Source organism: Paenibacillus sp. FSL H8-0332 (assembly GCF_037963835.1).
Taxonomy (GTDB): domain Bacteria; phylum Bacillota; class Bacilli; order Paenibacillales; family Paenibacillaceae; genus Paenibacillus_AQ; species Paenibacillus_AQ rhizoplanae.
On record NZ_CP150145.1, the window covers coordinates 3,327,785 to 3,347,154 of the forward strand.

The 19,370-nt window shown below is 51.3% G+C and carries 14 protein-coding genes; all 14 read left to right on the forward strand.

Annotated features, from left to right (window positions below):
• The first annotated feature begins 53 nt into the window (after window positions 1-53).
• The 14 genes from NST43_RS14410 (at window position 54) to NST43_RS14475 (ending at window position 19,216) form a co-directional block, all read left to right on the forward strand.
• Complete coding sequence (locus NST43_RS14410) at window positions 54-1,376, forward strand: sugar ABC transporter substrate-binding protein (RefSeq protein WP_339225023.1); 1,323 nt, start codon at window positions 54-56, stop codon at window positions 1,374-1,376.
• Between the two features lie 38 nt (window positions 1,377-1,414).
• Window positions 1,415-2,296 carry a sugar ABC transporter permease gene (locus NST43_RS14415; RefSeq protein WP_209990673.1) on the forward strand — a complete coding sequence of 294 codons (882 nt, stop codon included), beginning with the start codon at window positions 1,415-1,417 and terminating at the stop codon, window positions 2,294-2,296.
• The gene (locus NST43_RS14420) at window positions 2,296-3,114 is read left to right on the forward strand and encodes a carbohydrate ABC transporter permease (RefSeq protein WP_339225024.1); all 819 of its coding nucleotides are present in this window, start codon (window positions 2,296-2,298) and stop codon (window positions 3,112-3,114) included. The genes NST43_RS14415 and NST43_RS14420 overlap by 1 nt, the downstream gene beginning before the upstream one ends.
• 18 nt (window positions 3,115-3,132) lie before the next feature.
• Window positions 3,133-4,869 (forward strand): beta-N-acetylglucosaminidase domain-containing protein, encoded by a 1,737-nt coding sequence (locus NST43_RS14425; RefSeq protein ID WP_339225025.1) that lies wholly within the window; start codon window positions 3,133-3,135, stop codon window positions 4,867-4,869.
• The gene (locus tag NST43_RS14430) at window positions 4,862-6,391 is read left to right on the forward strand and encodes a DUF4127 family protein (protein ID WP_339225026.1); all 1,530 of its coding nucleotides are present in this window, start codon (window positions 4,862-4,864) and stop codon (window positions 6,389-6,391) included. Before NST43_RS14425 ends, NST43_RS14430 begins: the two co-directional genes overlap by 8 nt.
• A gap of 129 nt (window positions 6,392-6,520) precedes the next feature.
• A complete protein-coding gene (locus tag NST43_RS14435; RefSeq protein WP_339225421.1) occupies window positions 6,521-7,228 on the forward strand; it encodes an N-acetylmannosamine-6-phosphate 2-epimerase in 708 nt (235 codons plus the stop codon).
• Complete coding sequence (locus tag NST43_RS14440) at window positions 7,221-8,048, forward strand: MurR/RpiR family transcriptional regulator (RefSeq protein ID WP_339225027.1); 828 nt, start codon at window positions 7,221-7,223, stop codon at window positions 8,046-8,048. The genes NST43_RS14435 and NST43_RS14440 overlap by 8 nt, the downstream gene beginning before the upstream one ends.
• Window positions 8,049-8,634: 586 nt before the next feature.
• Window positions 8,635-9,552, forward strand: a complete 918-nt coding sequence (locus NST43_RS14445) for an ROK family protein (RefSeq protein WP_339225028.1) — start codon at window positions 8,635-8,637, stop codon at window positions 9,550-9,552.
• Window positions 9,553-9,579: 27 nt separating this feature from the next.
• Window positions 9,580-11,166, forward strand: a complete 1,587-nt coding sequence (locus NST43_RS14450; protein ID WP_339225029.1) for an FAD-dependent oxidoreductase — start codon at window positions 9,580-9,582, stop codon at window positions 11,164-11,166.
• A gap of 428 nt (window positions 11,167-11,594) precedes the next feature.
• Complete coding sequence (locus tag NST43_RS14455; protein ID WP_339225030.1) at window positions 11,595-13,142, forward strand: stalk domain-containing protein; 1,548 nt, start codon at window positions 11,595-11,597, stop codon at window positions 13,140-13,142.
• A gap of 189 nt (window positions 13,143-13,331) precedes the next feature.
• Window positions 13,332-14,864, forward strand: coding sequence for a PAS domain-containing protein (locus tag NST43_RS14460; protein ID WP_339225031.1), 1,533 nt, complete (start codon window positions 13,332-13,334; stop codon window positions 14,862-14,864).
• Window positions 14,865-15,232: 368 nt separating this feature from the next.
• Window positions 15,233-16,846, forward strand: coding sequence for an ABC transporter ATP-binding protein (locus NST43_RS14465; RefSeq protein ID WP_339225032.1), 1,614 nt, complete (start codon window positions 15,233-15,235; stop codon window positions 16,844-16,846).
• A gap of 23 nt (window positions 16,847-16,869) precedes the next feature.
• Window positions 16,870-18,645, forward strand: a complete 1,776-nt coding sequence (locus NST43_RS14470; protein ID WP_339225033.1) for an ABC transporter ATP-binding protein — start codon at window positions 16,870-16,872, stop codon at window positions 18,643-18,645.
• 73 nt (window positions 18,646-18,718) lie between these two features.
• A complete protein-coding gene (locus tag NST43_RS14475; RefSeq protein WP_339225034.1) occupies window positions 18,719-19,216 on the forward strand; it encodes a DinB family protein in 498 nt (165 codons plus the stop codon).
• The last annotated feature ends 154 nt before the right edge of the window (window positions 19,217-19,370 follow it).

The window sequence follows — 19,370 nt, forward strand, 5'->3', positions numbered from 1 at the left end:
ATCCTGACGCGGGAAGGGCGCTCGCTTACACTTAATCTGAGGGGGAATGTGGTGTGGGAACTAACAGAAAGGGCTTCACAGTATCGCTGCTGCTGACCATGTCTATGCTGCTTGCGGCTTGCGGAGGAAATGGCAATACGAAGGGGACACCGGATGCCGGAAGCACCGGAGCACCCGGCACGGGCGCTGAAGCTACGGCTGCGGCGGAGCCGGTGAAGCTTGAATTCTGGACGATTGCACTTCAGCCTACGTTCAATGATTACTTCAATAATCTGATTACCCAGTATGAGGGCAGCCACCCCGGGGTGACGGTAGAGTGGAAGGACTATCCCTATGATGCAATCTCGCAGCGGCTGTTGACTAGTACAGCGAGCGGCAAGAGTCCCGATGTCGTGAATCTGAACACCGAGTTCGCCAGCCAGTTAGGCAGTAAGGGAGCGCTGCTGAATCTGAACGAGTACCTGACGGATGAGCAGGCGAAGAGTTATTTCGAGGGGATTTATAATTCTACGGTATTCGATGGCAAGGCTTACGCGCTTCCCTGGTACACAGGCACTGAGGTGCTGTTCATGAACAAAAAGCTGGTGGAGAAGGCCGGTCTCGACCCGGCGAACCCGCCGCAGACCCGCGAGGAGCTGGTGGAGTGGGCGCGTCAGGTTCATGAGAAGACCGGAGCAGCCGGGTATGCCCAGCAGCTGGTCTCCAAGCTGTTCCCGATCGACGGAATCCAGATCCTGAATGAAGACAAGACGGCTGCGGCCTTCAATACGCCGGAAGCCGAGGCAATGATTACCCAGATACGCGACCTGATGAAGGAAGGGGTAGTGCTGAAGGAGGACGCGGATTTCAGCAAGCAGATTCAGTATTTCTCCGGTGAGCAGGTAGCTTTCCAGTTGTCCGGCCCAACGTTCATTAACTTCATCAAGACCTCTGCGCCGGATGTCTACAAGAACACCATTGCGGTCCCGCTGCCGACAGGCAAGGCGAACCTGCGTCTCTCTAATTCGATGAATCTGGTCGTGCCGCAGAAGTCGAAGAACCCGCAGCAGGCGGTGGAATTCGCTGCCTTCCTTACGAATGCCGAGAACCAGACAGCCTTCTCCAAGGTGGCCAACACACTGCCGTCAAGCAAGGCTTCGATTCAGGACCCGTTCTTCACCGACTCTGACGGCTCACTCGAAGCCGAAGCCAAGGTAGCCTCCTCGCAAAGTCTCGATAAGGCTACCGATTATATGGTCGGCGTCCCAAGCGCCGCAGATATCAACTCTGCGCTGGCGCGGGGGCTGCAGGAGATTCTGATGAACGGCGCAGATATCAAGGAGACACTGAACAAGGTAGAGAAGGAAGTCAATAATATTATCAGTCAGGGTTCCTAAGCTGCAGAAGCATAGCTGATAAGGGGGAGGTGTAGCGGGTGTACAAGGGGTTTCGGTCTGAATCTTTTACCGCATGGGCGTTTATGGCGCCTGGGCTGCTGTTTTTGGCGGTATTTACCTTTTGGCCGATTATTTACGGCATACCGCTCTCGTTGACAGATTATTCTGTCATTACCGAGACGAAGTATGTAGGTCTGGACAACTTCACCCGGGCCTTCCAGGATCATAATTTCCTGATTTCACTGTGGAATTCACTGGTCTATGTGCTGATTGTGCCGGTGATCCAGATCATTTCAATCTTAATGGCTATTCTGGTCAACAGCCGGATTCCTGGAGTCAAAATGTTCCGGGCCGCCTACTATATACCGGTCGTGACCTCGATGGTTGCGGTGGCGCTGATCTGGAGCTGGCTGCTCGGCAATAACGGAGTTGTCAATTACCTGCTGCTGAAGGCAGGGATTATCAGCGAACAGGTCTCCTGGCTGTCCACGAGCAGCACGGCGCTGTATGTTCTAATGTTCATTACGATGTGGAAAGGCCTCGGCTATTACATGATGCTCTATCTGGCCGGGCTTCAGGGCATTCCGGCAGATCTTTACGAGGCTGCAAGGGTGGACGGGGCAGGGCCGCTGCGGCTGATTGTACATGTGACGCTGCCGCTGCTGCGCCCGCATATTCTGTTCTGCACGCTGATCTCGGTGATGGGCGCGATCCGGGTGTTCGATGAGGTCTATATTCTGACCAAGGGCGGACCGGGGACGTCTACATTAACTTCAAGCGTCTATATTTTTCAAAAAGGGCTGGAGCAGTTCAACTTCGGCTATGCCTCGGCGCTCGGGCTGATCGTCAGTCTGATGGTGGGAGCGCTTAGTGTACTCGTATTCAGATTGAACCGGAAAGGCGGGGTGAATTCCTATTGATGCCGCGTAGCTTGCGTGTTCTAATCACTTATCTACTGCTGATCCTGCTTGCCCTGTTCATGATGGGGCCGTTCCTGTGGCTGCTCAGCGTCTCGCTGATGCCGGGGCGCAACGTGTTTGCGAACCCGCCGGCCATTCTGCCCACCTTCATTGCGTTCGATAACTATGTGCAGGTGTGGAACTTCATGAATTTTCCGCGTTACATTCTGAATACGGTCATCATCACGCTGCTGGGAGTCGTGTTCAACATTATTCTATCCTGTCTGACGGCTTATCCGCTGGCGGCCTTCCGGTTCAAGGGCCGGAGCCTGGTCTTCACGCTGCTGATCTCGACCATGATTATTCCGTCGGCCACCGCTATGATTGTGCATTATCTGACGATTCAGGCTTTTCAGCTGGGCAATACGTTCTTCGGTGTTGTTCTTCCGGCAGCGGTGTCCGTGTTCAATATCTTCCTGATGCGGCAGACGTTCCTGGGTATTCCGGCAGATATCCGGGATTCGGGTAAAATGGACGGAGCCTCCGAGCTGCGCATCTTCATTCAACTGGTCATGCCGCTCGTCAAGCCGGGGATTGCGGTGATTGGATTGCTGGAGGTCATGGCATTCTGGAACAACTTCCTGTGGCCGATTGTCGTCCTGGATGACCCGGAGAAGTATCCGCTCGCCGCAGCCCTGACGTATCTGAACGGGCAATTCTCCTATAACTTCGGCTGGATTGCCGCTGGAACCATGATCTCGGTGCTGCCGATCATCCTCGTGTTCCTGTTCACGCAGAAGTATTATATGGAAGGGATTGCCGGCGCGATAAAAGGCTAACTAAGGAGGCATAACTCAATGGGGATTTCGTTACGGGACTGCCAATATCTGTTCCGCGACTATTATACGCAAGGGAAAGAGCTGGTGGTAGAGGGTTCGCAGCTTCGCTGTGAGCTGGCTTCACGTTATGCGATGAATCAGGATGTAAACGGGCTGCTTGCTGAAGGCGGAGACATCGTAATTCTGGAACCGGCCGGACCGGGCGTAGCCACCTCCGATAAGGGGAATGCGCAGCTGATGCTGGAGTATGACGCCGGGCTTGCTGCGGACGGATACCGGCTGGTAATTGGAGAGGATGCTAAGCTTGTTGTCGCTGCGTCTAACCGGCGGGGGCTGAAGTACGGGCTGGATGCGCTGAAGCAACTGCTTACTGTGGAGGAGGATTGCTGCCGCCTGCCGGTGGTTACGGTGGAGGATGAGCCTTCTTTTCCGGTACGGGGCATTATTGAAGGGTTCTATGGCGTGCCATGGAGCTTCGCGGACCGGATGGATTCGGTCAGATATATGAGCGGGCACCGGATGAACGCCTTCATGTACGCGCCGAAGGATGATCCGTATCACCGGAAGCTGTGGCGTGAGCCGTACCCGGACCATGTGTTCACCAGGATTCATGACCTTAAGCAGGAATGCGACAAGCATCTGGTGGATTTCTACTATTGTATCAGCCCGGGCAATGATCTGGAATTCCGCAGCAAGGAGGATTTCGCTAGGCTGGAAGAGAAGCTGGCCGCGATGATCGCGATTGGAGTACGGCATTTCGCACTGCTGATGGATGACATAGATTATGTGCTCCAAGGCGACAACAAGCAGTTCCTGGAGCGCTCCGGGACCGCCCATGCCTATGTGACGAACCGGGTCTATGATTACTTAGCCGGATGTCTGCCGCACTTCACCCTGGCTATGTGTCCATCGGAATACTGGTCGTATTGGAATACAGAGTACAAGAAGGATATCCGCGAGCAGCTTCATCCCGCTGTCAAAGTGTTTTGGACCGGCTATTTCGTCTTCGCTCCGGAGATCGGCCGGGGGCATGCGGAGGATAACTATGGCTATTACGGGCATGAGCTGTGGCTGTGGGACAATATTCCGGTGAATGACTGCGATAAGGACCGGCTGTTCCTTGATCCGGTGCGCGGGCGCAGCTCCCGGCTCGGCAGGTACGGGCATACAGCGGTCGTTGCCAATCCGATGAATCAGTGGGAATGCTCCAAGATCACGCTTAACACGATGGCCCACTATATGTGGAACAGCGAGCGTTACATGCCGGAGCTGTCCTGGGAGCTGTCCGTGCGTGAATTCGCCGGGGAGCTTGCGGAGGACATGATGTTTTTCTGCCGTCAGAATCTGAACAGCCGCCTGTATTCCGGCGGCTACCCGGAGCTGGACGATGCGCTGGCGGAGCGCGATCTGGAGCGGCTGGACGCTTATTTCAGCCGGCTGGAGCAGGCTGCCGTGCGGCTTGGCGGCTTAGAGAATGCCAAGTTCATCGAAGAGGCTGGGCCATGGCTGCGCCGTGCCATCGGGGATGCTGTGCTGTGGCGGGCTGTTCGCAGACAGCTGGAGAATACGCCTGGGCCGCTGGCTGGGAAAGATGTGCTTAAGTGCCTGGAGCGCTGCCGCAGTTATGGTGTGCGGCTCGGAAGTGATCCGGCTGTGCGTGCGGCTGAGGCGCTGGGGATCGAGCTGCCGGAGATGGAGAAGGAGATCAAGGCAGAGATGAAGGCGGAGACAAAGGAGGAGGACCAGCATGTCTAAGCACCATAAGCTGATTCTGGTTCCGCTCGATGAGCGGCCCTGCAATTATGAATTCCCTTATCTGCTGGCTCAGGGAACAGATTATAGGGTAGAGCGTCCGCCCGCCGGGATTATGGGACTGAAGAAACGTCCGGGTGATGTTGAGCGGCTGTGGTCCTGGTTCGAGGCTGCCTGCGAAGGGGCAGATGGGGCGGTGGTCTCGCTGGATACGCTGCTCTACGGCGGCATTATTCCCTCGCGGCTGCACCAGCTGGAGCTTGAAGTTCTGGCTGCGCGCCTGGAGCGGCTGCGGGAGATCCGGCGGCGTTATCCGCAGCTTAAGCTGTATGCGTTCCAGCTGATTATGCGCTGTCCGCAGTATTCACTATCTGACGAGGAGCCGGATTATTATGCGGACTGGGGCCGGGAGATTTTCCGCAAGGGCTTCATCGGCCACCGGCTGGAGCTGGGCATTGCCACGGATGAGGAGATCCGTGAGCTGGCCGATATCGATCTCCGGCTCCCGGCAGAGGTGCTGCAGGATTATCTTGGCCGCAGAGCAATTAATATTGAAGCGAACAAGCAGACGCTGGAACTGGTCTGTGACGGGGTGATTGACTTCATGATTGTTCCGCAGGATGATTCAGCACCGTATGGACATACCGCCAAGGATCAGGAGAAGGTGCGGGCGCGGATCACGGCGCTTGATCTGGAGCTTAAGGTCTATATGTACCCGGGAGCAGATGAAGTGGGCTGCACATTGCTTGCCCGGATGATGAACAAATCCGAAGGACGTATCCCTTTGATATACCCGCGTTTGTCCGCTGTGCAGGGGGCGTTTGTGACGCCGCTGTTCGAGGACCGCTTTTTCTACGAGACGCTGAAGTATCAGATCCTGGCCGCCGGGGGTCTGATCGCATCCAGTGCTGCCGAAGCGGACCTTGTCCTGCTGATCAGCACACCGGGGGAGACGATGGAGGAGGCGGTGTCGCAGAAGCATGCTTTTCACAGTTATGACGTATACCGGAACCTGATGGAGCTGGTGGAGTACGGGGACTACTTGCTTCGTGACCGCAAGATACCTGTGGCTGTAGCAGATGTCGGCTATGCCAATGGTGGAGACCAGAAGCTGGTTAAGCTGCTGCGGCAGAAGAACCTCCTGTTCGATCTGGCCGGATATGCCGCCTGGAATACCAGCTCCAATTCGCTTGGGACCGTAATCTCGCAGGCAATGATCTATCTGATCTACGGACGTACACAAGAGCATCTGGATTTCCTGGCGCTCCGCTATGCCGAGGATGTATGCTATTGTTCAGTAGTGCGAGGAGAGCTTAGTGAGGGCCCGGTGCAGGAGATGGGCTATGGCAAATACGAGCTGGACGGACCGCGCGGGCGCGTGGCTGCCCGTGTACAGGAACGGCTGAGTGAGGAGCTGACTGTACGGATTGACAGCCCTGCGGGGAGCGTTAAGATCACCGACTGCTATATGCCTTGGAACCGGATGTTCGAGGTGGGCTTAACTGTAGAGTATGTGCCCTCGTGAGGGTAGACAGATTATATAAATTTGAATTGAACAATACAGATAGCGAAGAGTGACAGAGGGGAATTTTGGAGCTGTAGGAGCGGTAGCAAGTTCGATTTATATATAATATAAGGAGAGAGGGTGGGGACCCTGAACAAAAATATACTGGAAAGCCTGCATCTGGGGCTGATTGTCTCCTGCCAGGCGCTGCCGGATGAGCCGCTGCATGGGCCAGAGATTATGGCCCGGATGGCCGTGGCGGCAGCGGAAGGCGGAGCCATCGCCATCCGGGCCAACGGGGCGGCAGATGTGCGGGCGATCAAGCAGTCAGTTGCGCTCCCGGTGATCGGCATCGTGAAGCGCAATTACCCGGATTCGGACGTCTATATTACCCCTACGCTTAGAGAGATTGAGGAGCTGCTGGGCGCGGGGGCGGATATTATAGCTTTTGACGGAACCCGGCAGACCCGGCCGGAGAATTGTTCGCTGGAGCAGATCATAGACCTGCTGAAGGCAAGCCCGGCTGCTTCCATGGCGGATATCTCCACACTGGAGGAAGCGTTATACGCCGAGTCGCTTGGGGTCAGCTGTGTCTCGACCACCTTGTCGGGATATACACCGTATTCCCGCCAGCAGGAAGGGCCGAATCTGGAGTTGCTGGAGCAGGCTGCACAGCGGCTGAAGATTCCGGTCATTGCCGAAGGCCGGATCAGCCAGCCTGCCCAGGTGGAGGCAGCGCTCGACCTGGGGGCCTATGCGGTAGTAGTAGGCTCCGCAATTACCCGGCCGCAGCTGATCACCCGGCCGTTCGCAGCAGCGGCGAGAAAAGTGAGGATGAACCGTAATGGAAATGAATGACCGGATCAACACGTATTACCCGTCCATGACTAAGTCGGAGCAAAAGGTAGCCCGGTGTGTGCTTGAGCATCCGGACAATCTGATCTATTTGTCTGTGACCGAGCTGGCCGATTTTGCCGGAACGGGCGAGACCACGGTGATGCGCTTCTGCCGCAAAATCGGCTTCAAGGGCTATCAGGATTTCAAGCTGATGCTGGCTCAGGGCCTGCCGAAGCGGCAGACTCTGGCGGACGGCGAGCAGGGGGCAGGCGGAGGGGATTACGCCGACCATCTGTATGCCTTAATGGTTGGTGTATTGCAATCCAGCCTGGGTATGCTGGACCGGGAGCAGCTGCAGCAGGCGGTAGACGCTCTGGATCAGGCCCGGTATGTCCAGTTCTTCGGCGTAGGTTCTTCCGGGATCACGGCACTGGACGCTAAGAACCGCTTCCTGCGGATCGGACGGCGGGTCGAAGCCAATTCCGACAGCCATATTCAGTCGATGATGGCGGTGACGATGGGACCGGGTGATGTCGCTTTTGGCATCAGTGTATCTGGCAGCACGCTGGATACGAATGACATGCTGATGAAGGCCAAGCATAACGGGGCTAAGGTGATTGCTATGACTAACTATGCCAAGTCCCCCATCGCTTCCATTGCCGACATTGTGCTGCTGACGGCCGGGAAGGAATCGCCGCTGGAAGGAGGCTCCGTAGGAGCCAAGGTCTCGCAGCTGTTCATTATCGACCTGCTCTGCCAGGGGCTGGAGCAGCTCCATGCCGAAGAGACCAAGCGGATGAAGGAGCTCACCGCCCGGGCGGTCATTGACCGGATTTATTAGGGTGCGGGGGAAATGAGGCGGTAGGGAGAAATGAAACGACTGGGAGAAATGAAGAGATAGTGAATTATACATTACATTCCGGTTAAGGGAACAGCGTTGGTGATATAGGGGGCGTTGAGTTCGTCTGTCGAGGTAGGGGGATGAGAAAGAGGCGTGTAGGCGGAAAACCGAACACATTGGGGTCGGGGACGGCGCGTTGGTCGAATGTAATCGGAAAACCGATTACAATGCGCTTGCGAGAGGACAGATGGCTGGATGTAATCGAAAAACCGATTACAATGCGCTCGCGAGAGGACAGATGGCCAGATGTAATCGGAAAACCGATTACAATGCGCTCGCGAGAGGGCAGATGGCCAGATGTAATCGGAAAACCGATTACAATGCGCTGGTTAGAGGGCGGACGGCCAAATGTGGGCGGAAAACCGATTACAAGTGTATTGTTACTCAGGGATCATGCTCTATGCCGCCAGAAAGCAGGCGAATGGAGATATATGAGCTGAAACTTAAGCCCTAAAACGGTACCTTTCCTACAAGGATGGCAGCGCCGTTTCCGTGTGGTACAGACGCAGTAGTGGAGGTGGTGCGAATGCGGCAAGTCATAGGTGTGGATATCGGAGGGACAGGCATCAAAGGGCTTGTGACCGATGAAGCGGGGACGATACTGGCAGAAGCCGGGCGAGACACGGAGGCCCGGCTGGGCCGGAAGGTTATTCTCGGCCAGCTCCACAGCCTGGTGGAGGAACTGCTGGCTGGCCATCCTGCGGTGGAAGCGCTGGGGATCGGCTCGGCGGGCAGGGTGAATGCGGATACGGGCGAGGTGGTCTACGCCACCGATAATCTGCCCGGCTGGCAGGGGATGCAGCTTACGAAGTGGGCAGAGACTGCCTTCGGGCTGCCTGCGGCGGCCGATAACGATGCCAACGCGGCGCTGCTGGGCGAGGCCTGGCTGGGCGCGGGACGCGGCAGGGCGAGCCTGGTCATGCTGACCCTGGGCACCGGGGTCGGCGGGGCTAATCTGGCGGAAGGCCGGCTGCTGCGCGGAGCCGCCTGGAGCGGTGGCGACTGGGGGCACAGCGTGCTGGTGCCGGGAGGTCGCCCTTGTAATTGCGGCAAGCGCGGCTGCGCGGAGCAATATGTGTCCGGCCAGGCGCTGCTGCGGCTGGCACTGGAGGAGACCGGCCGGGCGTATACGCACGGGCGGGAGATTATGGCGGCGGCGGAGCAGGGCGACGCGTCAGCGCTGACGGTGCTGGAGCGCTTCACAGCGGATCTTGCGCTGGTGACAACTAACATCGGGGCGGCGGTAGACCCCGAGCTGATCATTATCGGCGGCGGGGTCATTCAGAGCCGCGCGGTCTGGTGGCCGCTGCTGGCCGGGCAGGCGGGCGGCAGTTTGGCCGCCCGGGTTGTACCGGCAGAGCTGGGCAACCGGGCAGGTTGCTTCGGCGCAGCCCGGCTGGCTCTGGAACGGCTGCGCCGGGACGAAGGCGAAGGACAGATCTAACTGCTGCGGCAGGGAGGAGACAGAGAGATGGTTAGCGAACAGGAGAAGCGTTCGGATGTTGTAATTATTGGCGGCGGCCTTGGAGGAACGGCGGCAGCACTGGCCGCAGCCAAGGCAGGACTGCGGGTGCTTGTGACAGAGGAGACGGACTGGCTGGGCGGGCAATTGACCTCCCAGGCCGTGCCGCCGGATGAGCACCGCTGGATTGAGCAATCGGGCAGTACCGCATCTTACCGGGAGTTCCGCAGTAGAGTCAGGGAGTATTACAGGCGGAATTATCCGCTTACGGAAGCTGCCAGGAGCAATCCTATACTGAATCCCGGCAACGGTTGGGTCAGCCGGCTGGCACATGAGCCAAAGGTAGCACTGGCTGTTCTGCAGGAGATGCTGGCCCCATATGTGAACACCGGGCGGATCGAGGTGCTCTATCATACGGTGCCGGTCGCTGCCGATACTGAAGGAGATTACGTTACTGGAGTGACCGTCCGGCAGGGAACGGGCGGTAAGCTTTTCAGGCTGCGGGGAGTCTACTATCTGGATGCCACGGAATGCGGCGATCTGCTCCCGCTTGCCGGAGTAGAGCATATCAGCGGTGCCGAGGCCCGCAACGAGACAGGGGAGCCCCATGCGCTGGAGACAGCAGACCCGCTCGACATGCAGTCGATTACCCATGTGGCGGCAGTGGACTATGTTCCGGATGGAGACTATACAATCCCGCGTCCAAGAGATTATGATTACTGGCGCGAATATGTCCCATCATTCTCGCAGTATCCGATCTTAAGCTGGTTTGCTTCAGATGCTGACGATACGACCAAGCTGAAGCAGTTCACGATGTTCCCGAATGAGCAGGGGATTGTCTCCCTGTGGGATTACCGGCGGATCGTGGACCCGGCCATCTGGACGGAGCCGCTGAATGACGGCGAAGTTACACTGCTGAACTGGGCACTGAACGATTACTACGCCGGGCCAATCATCGGAGTATCGCCGGAGGAACGGGAGCGGCATCTAGAGGGAGCACGGCAGCTCACCCTCTCGCTCGTGTATTGGCTCCAGACCGAAGCGCCCCGCCTGGACGGCGGGAAGGGCTACCCGGGTGTACGGCTGCGCGGAGATGTGCTCGGCACGGAGGACGGACTTGCCAAAGCCCCTTATATCCGTGAATCCCGGCGTATTCGCGGTCTATACACAATAGCCGAGCAGGATGTGAGCAAGGAGCTGCGCGGGGCGGCGGGACCGCGCCGTTATGAGGACAGCGTGGGGGTAGGCAGCTATCACCTGGATCTTCACCCTACAACGGTGAGCCAGCGAACCTTCTACATCCCGAACCATCCTTATGAGATCCCGCTCGGCGCCTTGATCCCGGTGCGGGTCAAGAACCTGCTCCCGGCTTGCAAGAACATATCCATGACCCAGATTGCGAACGGCTGCTACCGCCTGCATCCCACAGAATGGAATATCGGCGAAGCGGCGGGCACCCTTGCGGCCTATGCCATCAGGCAGCAGGTCGAACCATCGGCAGTCAGGGAATCAGCGGAACATCTAAAGGCCTATCAGCAGCAATTGATTGCGCTCGGTGTTCAGCTGCACTGGACTCTGGAGGAGCTGGAGGCCTAAGCGCACCTTCTCCGGCCATCCAGTATAGCTCAACAGTCTATAATCTCATATACAAGGTAAGGTACCTCGTCAGCGGGGTGCCTTATTTGCTATTGTCTTCTTGTTGAAGGGTTCTGGCGGTAAGCAAGTGTATAAACGTATCTTGTTTTATTGATCTAATAGGAAAAGGAGGAAGCAGGTGGATATAATACATCTAATTTGATTAGTTTCGCTGATTAAGAGGAAATGTACAAAATTAAATGTCATTTTTCCAACTGCTATCGTACTATGGATTTTTCGTCCATCAGCAAGTGTAGAAAATCCAACTGCTTCCTCTTGGCCTAAGAATAGTTGGATACAGTTATCCCTTATCCTATAAAGGAAAATAGTAGACAAATGTCGAATCAAGTCACTATGACATTTCAAGGAGTGAATTTATTTTGTGTAAGATGATCAAACTTGTATCCACCACTGTACTCGCTTTTCTGCTATGCTTCGTTTCTATTCCATCCGTATTCGCAGAAGCCGCTCTCATCTCAGACAAGAACCTGGAACAGGCGATTCGCGTCGAGCTGAAGAAGCCGGCCGCTCCCCTTACCAAAGAAGATCTGCAGACCCTAACATCCCTCTATCCTAGTGATCCTGAGCAGAAAATTAACAGTCTTAGCGGACTTGAGCACGCTGTTAATTTAAAAAGCTTAATGCTCCCAGGGCTGGGCATCACCAACATTGAGCCCCTTCAAAATCTACACAAAATCACCTTCCTGGCTCTGAACGACAATCAGATCACTGGGCTGGAGCCGCTGCAAACACTATCCCAACTGAAACAGCTTAATCTCGATGCAAATAACATAGAGAAGCTTGATGCACTAGCAGGATTGACCCATCTAACAGACCTGTTAATTGGCAATAATCAGGTTAAGGATCTGACGCCCATTCAATCATTGGTTAAGCTGAACTGGTTAATCATAAACGATAATCAGATCCAGTCTCTGGAACCGCTAAGAAATCACCCGGAGCTGGAGCATGTCTACTTTGAGAATAATCTGGTCGAGGATATTAGTGTCTTAACCACTCTTCCGAAGCTTAAGGAGGTTTCCATCAGCAATAATCCTCTGAATGCAGGTGCACAGAAAATTCTAACCGAGCTCGCTGCCAAAGGCGTCGAAGTGCTTGATGAAGAGAGCAAAGAAGCGGCCACACCTTCAAATCCTGACGAAATCATGGTGCATTTGAATGGCGAGCGTATTACATTCCAAGCTCCACCCATCCGGCAAAATGGATCGGTCATGGTTCCGTTCCGTGCTATTTTTGAAGCATTGGGACTGAAGGTTGAATGGGATTCCAAAACGCAAACGATTAAAGGAAGCAAACCGGGTACGCTGATCAAGCTTAAGCTGGGTTCAACTACTGCTGAGATTAATGGCAATCAGAAAAAACTGACCGTGGCCCCTTCTAACATCAAGGGAAGCACCTACGTTCCATTGCGTTTCATCGGCGAAGCCGTGGATGCGAAGGTGAACTGGCTCGCGGAGATTCAAACCGCCACAATATCTACGAAGCAGCCTTTTACAACCAAGGATAAAAAAATCCAAGTCACAGGCTACAGTGATTGGAGTGACGTAACTTCTTCTGTAGAGAATGCAGTAGATCACCAGTTGTTCTTAATCTCACCCGAGAAGAGTATGCTGGTAATTAGCCATTATAGTAAGAGTGAGTTAGATATGAACTTTGAACAATATATTAGCTTTGTCAAAAAAGATATAACGGACAAGAATGCATCGAAAATCACGGAACAGTCCGTAAAGGCAGGAAAAATCAATGCGAAGCAGTTGACCTATACTTTGGGAGATGCAGATGAAAAGCTTATTTTTCAAATGATTCTATTCGAGAAAAACAATGAAATCTATACCCTGCTGTCAGCTTCGCCAGTGAAGATTAGCAAGCAAGCCAAAGCTGAATTCAATGAAATATTGAAAAGCATACAAGTGAACTAACTTGACGGGAAACCGGTAAACGTTAGTCAAATAACAGCGGCAGTCTGAGACTTTTGTCAAGTCTTATTCTGCCGCCGTTTTATATTAAATTTTAAATATAAATTTATATATAAAAGTTCAGGCCTGTTATATACTCAATCTAGCTTTCCCAAGCAGCGCACACCATGAGATGAGGAGAACTGAGAGAACATGCCTATTCTGAACAGATTCAAAGGAATCACCCCCGCAGGTGCGCCGCCCCAAACAGACCTTCAGCTGACCGACCTATTACGAAACTATGTAGAGCGGGCTGAACGCAAGGAAGAAGAGCAATCCGATACATATTCTGCCGCAGTCCCTGATGAACTGCAAGCATTGTTAACGCGACTAACGTCCGTGATACATAAGCGTGAGGACTATTACAAGGTTCGGTTGGAGATGATCACTGAAGCGATTGAGATCTCCCTGTGGGAAATGGATGTGTACGAGGGAGATCCGGTGAATCCGCTCAATGAGTTCAGGTGGACGGATGAGCTGCGCCGGATGATCGGCTATACGGATGAGAATGATTTCCCCAATGTACTGGAGAGCTGGTCCAATTGCCTTCATCCCGAGGATAAAGAGGGCGTGCTGCAGCTGTTCGCAGATCATATGCTGGACCGGACGGGCACGATCAAATACGACATTGAATACCGGCTCAAGACGAAAGCGGGCGAGTACAAATGGTTCCAGGCGACGGGCACAACCGTACGTGCAGCTGACGGATCACCTATTATGGTAGCCGGGGCCTTGCTGGATATTCATGATAAAAAAATCAAGCAGGACCAGCTGGGCGCACTAGTTGTCCGCTATGATCTGGTGAACCGTGCCCTGGTGGAAGCACCTTGGGATATGGTGGTTATCGCAGGCGATCCGGTCAACCCGGATAATGAGTTCTGGTGGTCGGAGCAATTCCGCCGAACGATTGGTTTTGAAGGCGAGCATGATTTCCCGAACCTGTTAAGCAGCTGGAGCAACCAGCTACACCCGGACGATCTTCAGCCCACGCTGGATGCCTTCGCCAATCATTTGAATGATTACACGGGGCAAACGGACTATAAAGTGAACTACCGGTTGCGCTCCAAAAATGGCGAGTATCGCTGGTACTATGCAGGCGGTGAAACGATCCGGGACGAGCAGGGCATCCCTCTGCGGGTAGCAGGAACGATTCGTGATATTACACAGGAAGTCAATAAAGAGGATACAATCAGACGGGTAAACCTGCAGATGGAAGGCTTGCTGACTGCGATTAACGAGATTGTTCACGGGATTGTATCGGTAACAGAGCAGGCCCAGGATATCGCCGAAGTCCAGGAGCAATCCTACAAAGCGGCAGTCGATGTGAAAGAAAAAACGAATGAAACCAAAGAAATCACCAAATTCATTAGCGAGGTCTCGAATCAGACCAGTCTGCTCGGGCTGAATGCTTCCATTGAAGCTGCTCATGCGGGGGAGTATGGCCGGGGCTTCTCTATTGTGGCAAGTGAGGTGCGCAAGCTTGCAGACCACAGTAAGATGGCCTCGAACAATATTGAGAAAACCACGCAGGAGATGAATGACCGTATCGACCATATTATCAGCACCATTAACGGCATGTCTAGTTTGACCGAAGCACAGGCTGCACTGACGCAAGAGGTTAATGCTTCTGTAGAGGAAGTAAGCAGGATGTCGGAGGAGCTGTTAAATATTCTGCGTACTTTATAATAGCTAACTGGAATGGAACACTATTGCTGAGATCAAAAAGCGGAACGGAGCTTCAAGCGTTTCGCTTTTTTGTGTTGCAAATTTCTGAACGTGCTAATCGAAAGCCTATAATCTGTACGGTTGTTGAAAAAAACCAAAGGAATACAATAACAATATAAGATTACAGTTTAGTCTGAAGTGGAACCGGAGGGACTTCCTTGGAATTGCTTAAAAGCTATGTTGAGATGTTGAAGTTAACCTATAAATCTATACCACTTTGGTCGTCCTATACAATCTTCAATAATATATTTGGTGTAGTCTGTAACTTTTTGAGTTCGGTTATTCTAATCCAGGTCGTATTGAACGGTATAGGCACGAATAAATCTTTTATGGAGATTATAATCCCTGTTGTCTTCATTCAAGTCGTTGTCACGCTTGGGGGAATAAGTACATCCTTGTATTACAGCAAAATAGATCCCGTTGCCCGGCAGATTCTTCACAAAAAAATTGTTGCACAGTTAATACATACGATAATGCACACAGATACTAAAAACTTGGACAACGCAGCTTATCTCAACGATTTCTCCTTTGCCATCAACCAGGTTGAGAAGAGAACGACGGGAAGCATATTGTTAATCTCCAATTTGTTATCCAATGTAGTGGGAATCATCGCAACCGTTTCAGTCATTGGAGTTATGCATGTTGAACTGGTAGCTATAGTAATTATAACGGTCTGTGCTGCCTTTATAATCAATACTACATTAATAAAGACACAATACCGGTTCGACCAGGACATCCTCTCGCCCAATAGAAAGAAGAAATACGTTGAAAGAACCTTTTATATGAAAAGGTATGCGTTAGAGCTAAGGTTGTATCCCATACAGAAGATCTTGTTGAATTTGTACGATAATGCTGTAAAGGAAATCTTACACTCCACGAAAAAGTATGGCTGGAAAACAGGCGCTTTGCAATTTTTGAGAGCTTTTAATCAGGAAGTCGTCTTATATTGGGGAACCATGGTAGTTCTTCTACTCTCATTAATTCACAGTGAAAGCTGGAGCCCAGCTGCTAATATAATTCCTATAACAATTGCAGTCTATAGTTTTTCAGGCTATTTATTCGGCTTAACCGAAGTCATTACCTCACTCAAAGAATATCAGCTGTATTCAGATAAGTTATTTCTCTTTTTGCAACCGGATAAGTCTTTGGAGTGTCGAAAAGGATTACCTGTTCCATTAAACAACGGTAATACTATCGCTTTTGAAAATGTAAGCTTCGGATATGTAGCAAGTGATAAACAAGTGTTAGAGAATGTAAACCTTCGTTTTGATCCAGGGGAAAAGATAGCATTGGTCGGTGTCAACGGTTCAGGGAAAAGCACCATCATTAAGTTATTGCTCGGTCTGTATGACCATTACTCGGGTGAGATCACCATCAACGGGGAATCCATTTTGAAGCATGATATACAGCAGTATCGTAAGCAGTTCTCAGTAGTGCAGCAGGATTTCCAATATTATGCATGTACGGTAGCGGAAAATATACTAATGGACAAAGCGGATACATCTGCAAATGCTGTTTCCGAGCGAATCGTGCAAGCCATTCATGAGGTTGATTTGAACCTGGATCGTACGCCCGAAGAATTATTGAATACCTACATAACCTCTGAATTTAGTACCGATGGACTCAGCTTATCCAAAGGGCAATATCAAAAAATGGCTATAGCCCGTATCTTTGTGAGTAAAAGGAATTTCATTATCCTTGATGAGCCGACCAGTTCGTTAGATCCTGTAGCCGAATATCAGTTGTTCAATCACATTTTAGAACATTTCCATGATAAGACGATTATCATTATTTCCCATCGGTTAACAGCCGCCAAATCAGCGGATAAGATCTATTTGATTGATGGAGGCACGGTCATGGAGAGCGGTTCACATGAACAGCTCATGAGTCAGGAAGGGAAATATTCAGAACTCTATAGACTTCAAGCAGAAAAGTACCTGTAACACAGGGCTGGAGGTGAAATAGAATGAGCAAGAAATTTTCTCTTAGCAATAGCATATTTTACCTGAAATCAATTTTCGTATATGACTGGATCAGAATACCGGGCCTAATTCTTACCGCATTATTTGTCGCTTTCGACACTTGGTTCATTAAGGTGTATGCCATCAAAGTAATCTTAGATGCTTTAATGAATAATTTTGACTTCAGACGAATTATGATTATGGTTGCAATTGTTATTGGCTGCAAAATCATTAAACTTGCTTACGATTCTGCCTGGGAATATTACATAAAACGTTCTGACCCTATCATCATTTCCGGTTTTCAGCATGTTGCTTTCAAGAAGGCTAATGAGGTAGACATCAATTGCTATGACGATACGGATTACTACAACCAATATATCTACTCTGTAGAAGAAAGCTCCACAAGGCCGATTCTTTTCTTAAATAGTATATTTCAACTGAGCCAAACGATTTTCTCCATAACATTTTCCGGAATTTTTATTTTGACTAGTGATCCTCTAATCTTGCTGTTTGTTGCTATTCCTATTCTTGGAGATTCGTTTGTCAGAACAAGGATGATCAAGGCCCGAATAGAGCGAACCCATGCTATCATCCCGGAAAAAAGAAAAATGGATTATGTGCTCCGGACCAGTTATCTTCGTGAGAATGCCCTAGATATTCGTATCACCAATATTCATGTAGTGCTTAAAGACCTGTTTCTAGATGGTGTTGAAAATACGATTGAACTCTATAAAAAATTCAGTAACCGGTTTACGAAATTGTACTTAGTTAGTGATGCCTTTACTCATATTAATAACACTTTGATCTTGCTATACCTCATCTATAAAATTGTAGTTACACAGACACTAAGCGCAGGAGATTTTATCGCCATTAAAGAAGCTGTTGCGCTTATGAGCAGCAATCTCGGCAAGATTATGGAGAGAATCCAAGCATTTCAGGAGCATAACATATACATAGAAAGATTTCGTACCTTTTGCAACTATAGAAACAAGGTTACAGATGGGAATTCAGGGATTCCGCAGGCCAATGTATCACCTTATCTTCTTCAATTAACTAATGTGTCGTTTAGCTATAATAATCAGTCCGATGTTCTGAACAATATAAACATTTCCATTAAGGCTGGGCAAAAAATAGCGATTGTAGGTAAGAATGGTGCAGGGAAAAGTACGTTAATCAAGCTTATGATGCGCTTATACGACGCCACCAAAGGTTCAATAGAATTTAAAGGGGTCGATATTAGAACATTCAATAAACAAGAATACCTGTCTCAGTTCGATACCGTGTTTCAAGATCACAATAGCTATGCTTGTTCACTGATTGAGAATATTCTGTTTGAGTCTAACCCTACAGCAGAAGAGATGGACAAAATGATGAATATATTGGACAACATAGATTTCTCTATATTTCTAGAGGATAAGAGCAAGATAGAACTCGAGTTGACAAAAGAATTCTCAGAGGAGGGGATTATTCTATCTGGCGGTCAAAATCAAAAGGTGGCGTTGGCTCGTGCACTGTACAGAGATCATTCCGTATTGATACTCGATGAACCCTCAAGCGCATTAGATTCCATATCAGAACATAAGTGGATGCGATTAATGGAAAAGGTGGAAATGAACCATACGGTCATTCTAATCTCGCACCGGCTGTCCTCCGTAAGAGATTCAGATTGTATCTATTATATGGAAGATGGCCGAATTCTTGAATCTGGCCCTCACGATAAACTGATGGATCTTCAGGGACATTACTTCCAGATGTTTAAGGTACAGGCGGATGCTTATTGACAAAGCGTTAGAATCCGGCTATATTGAATTTCGGTAAATTATATTTCGCACAATCAATAGGAGGAGAATACAGATGTCCGAATCCAATCATGCTTTTGGTCAAGCACTGGTGAAATCTTTGGTAGGGGAGCGCGGACATATTCCGATCGCCCGGGCTTTGCCGGATCTGACACTGGAGCTTGCAGGTTATACAATAGAAGGAATTCCTTACTCCATCTATCAGTTGGTGAAGCATATGGGCTACTGGCAGGACTTCATGCTGACCCACCTGGAGGGCGGCCAGCCTCAGCGGCCTACAAGCGTACAGGAGAGCTGGCCTGCGGAGAAGGCCCCGGCAGAGGAACGCCAGCTTCAGGAGGCCATCGCGCATCTGCTGCAAGGTGTCGATAAGGCGGTTGCTATCGCTCAGAGCGCCAAGCTCGATGAGCCATTGGCCCATTTTCCCGGGGAGACCAAAGGCGGGCTTCTGCGCAATATCGCCTCCCATAACTCCTACCATCTGGGAGAGATTGTTCTGCTCCGCCGTCTGCAAGGTGCGTGGCCTCCGCCAGGGGGCGGTTATCCTGCTTAAAGAGAATAATCCTGGAAAAGTCTGCAATGTTAGGTTGCAGGCTTTTTGCTATGGAAGCAATAACATTCATTGACAGTTCGTGAAAAAGTAGATGATAATTTAGTAGATTCATCCTATAAATAATGGAAATTAGATCTATCAAATCTTCAAGGAG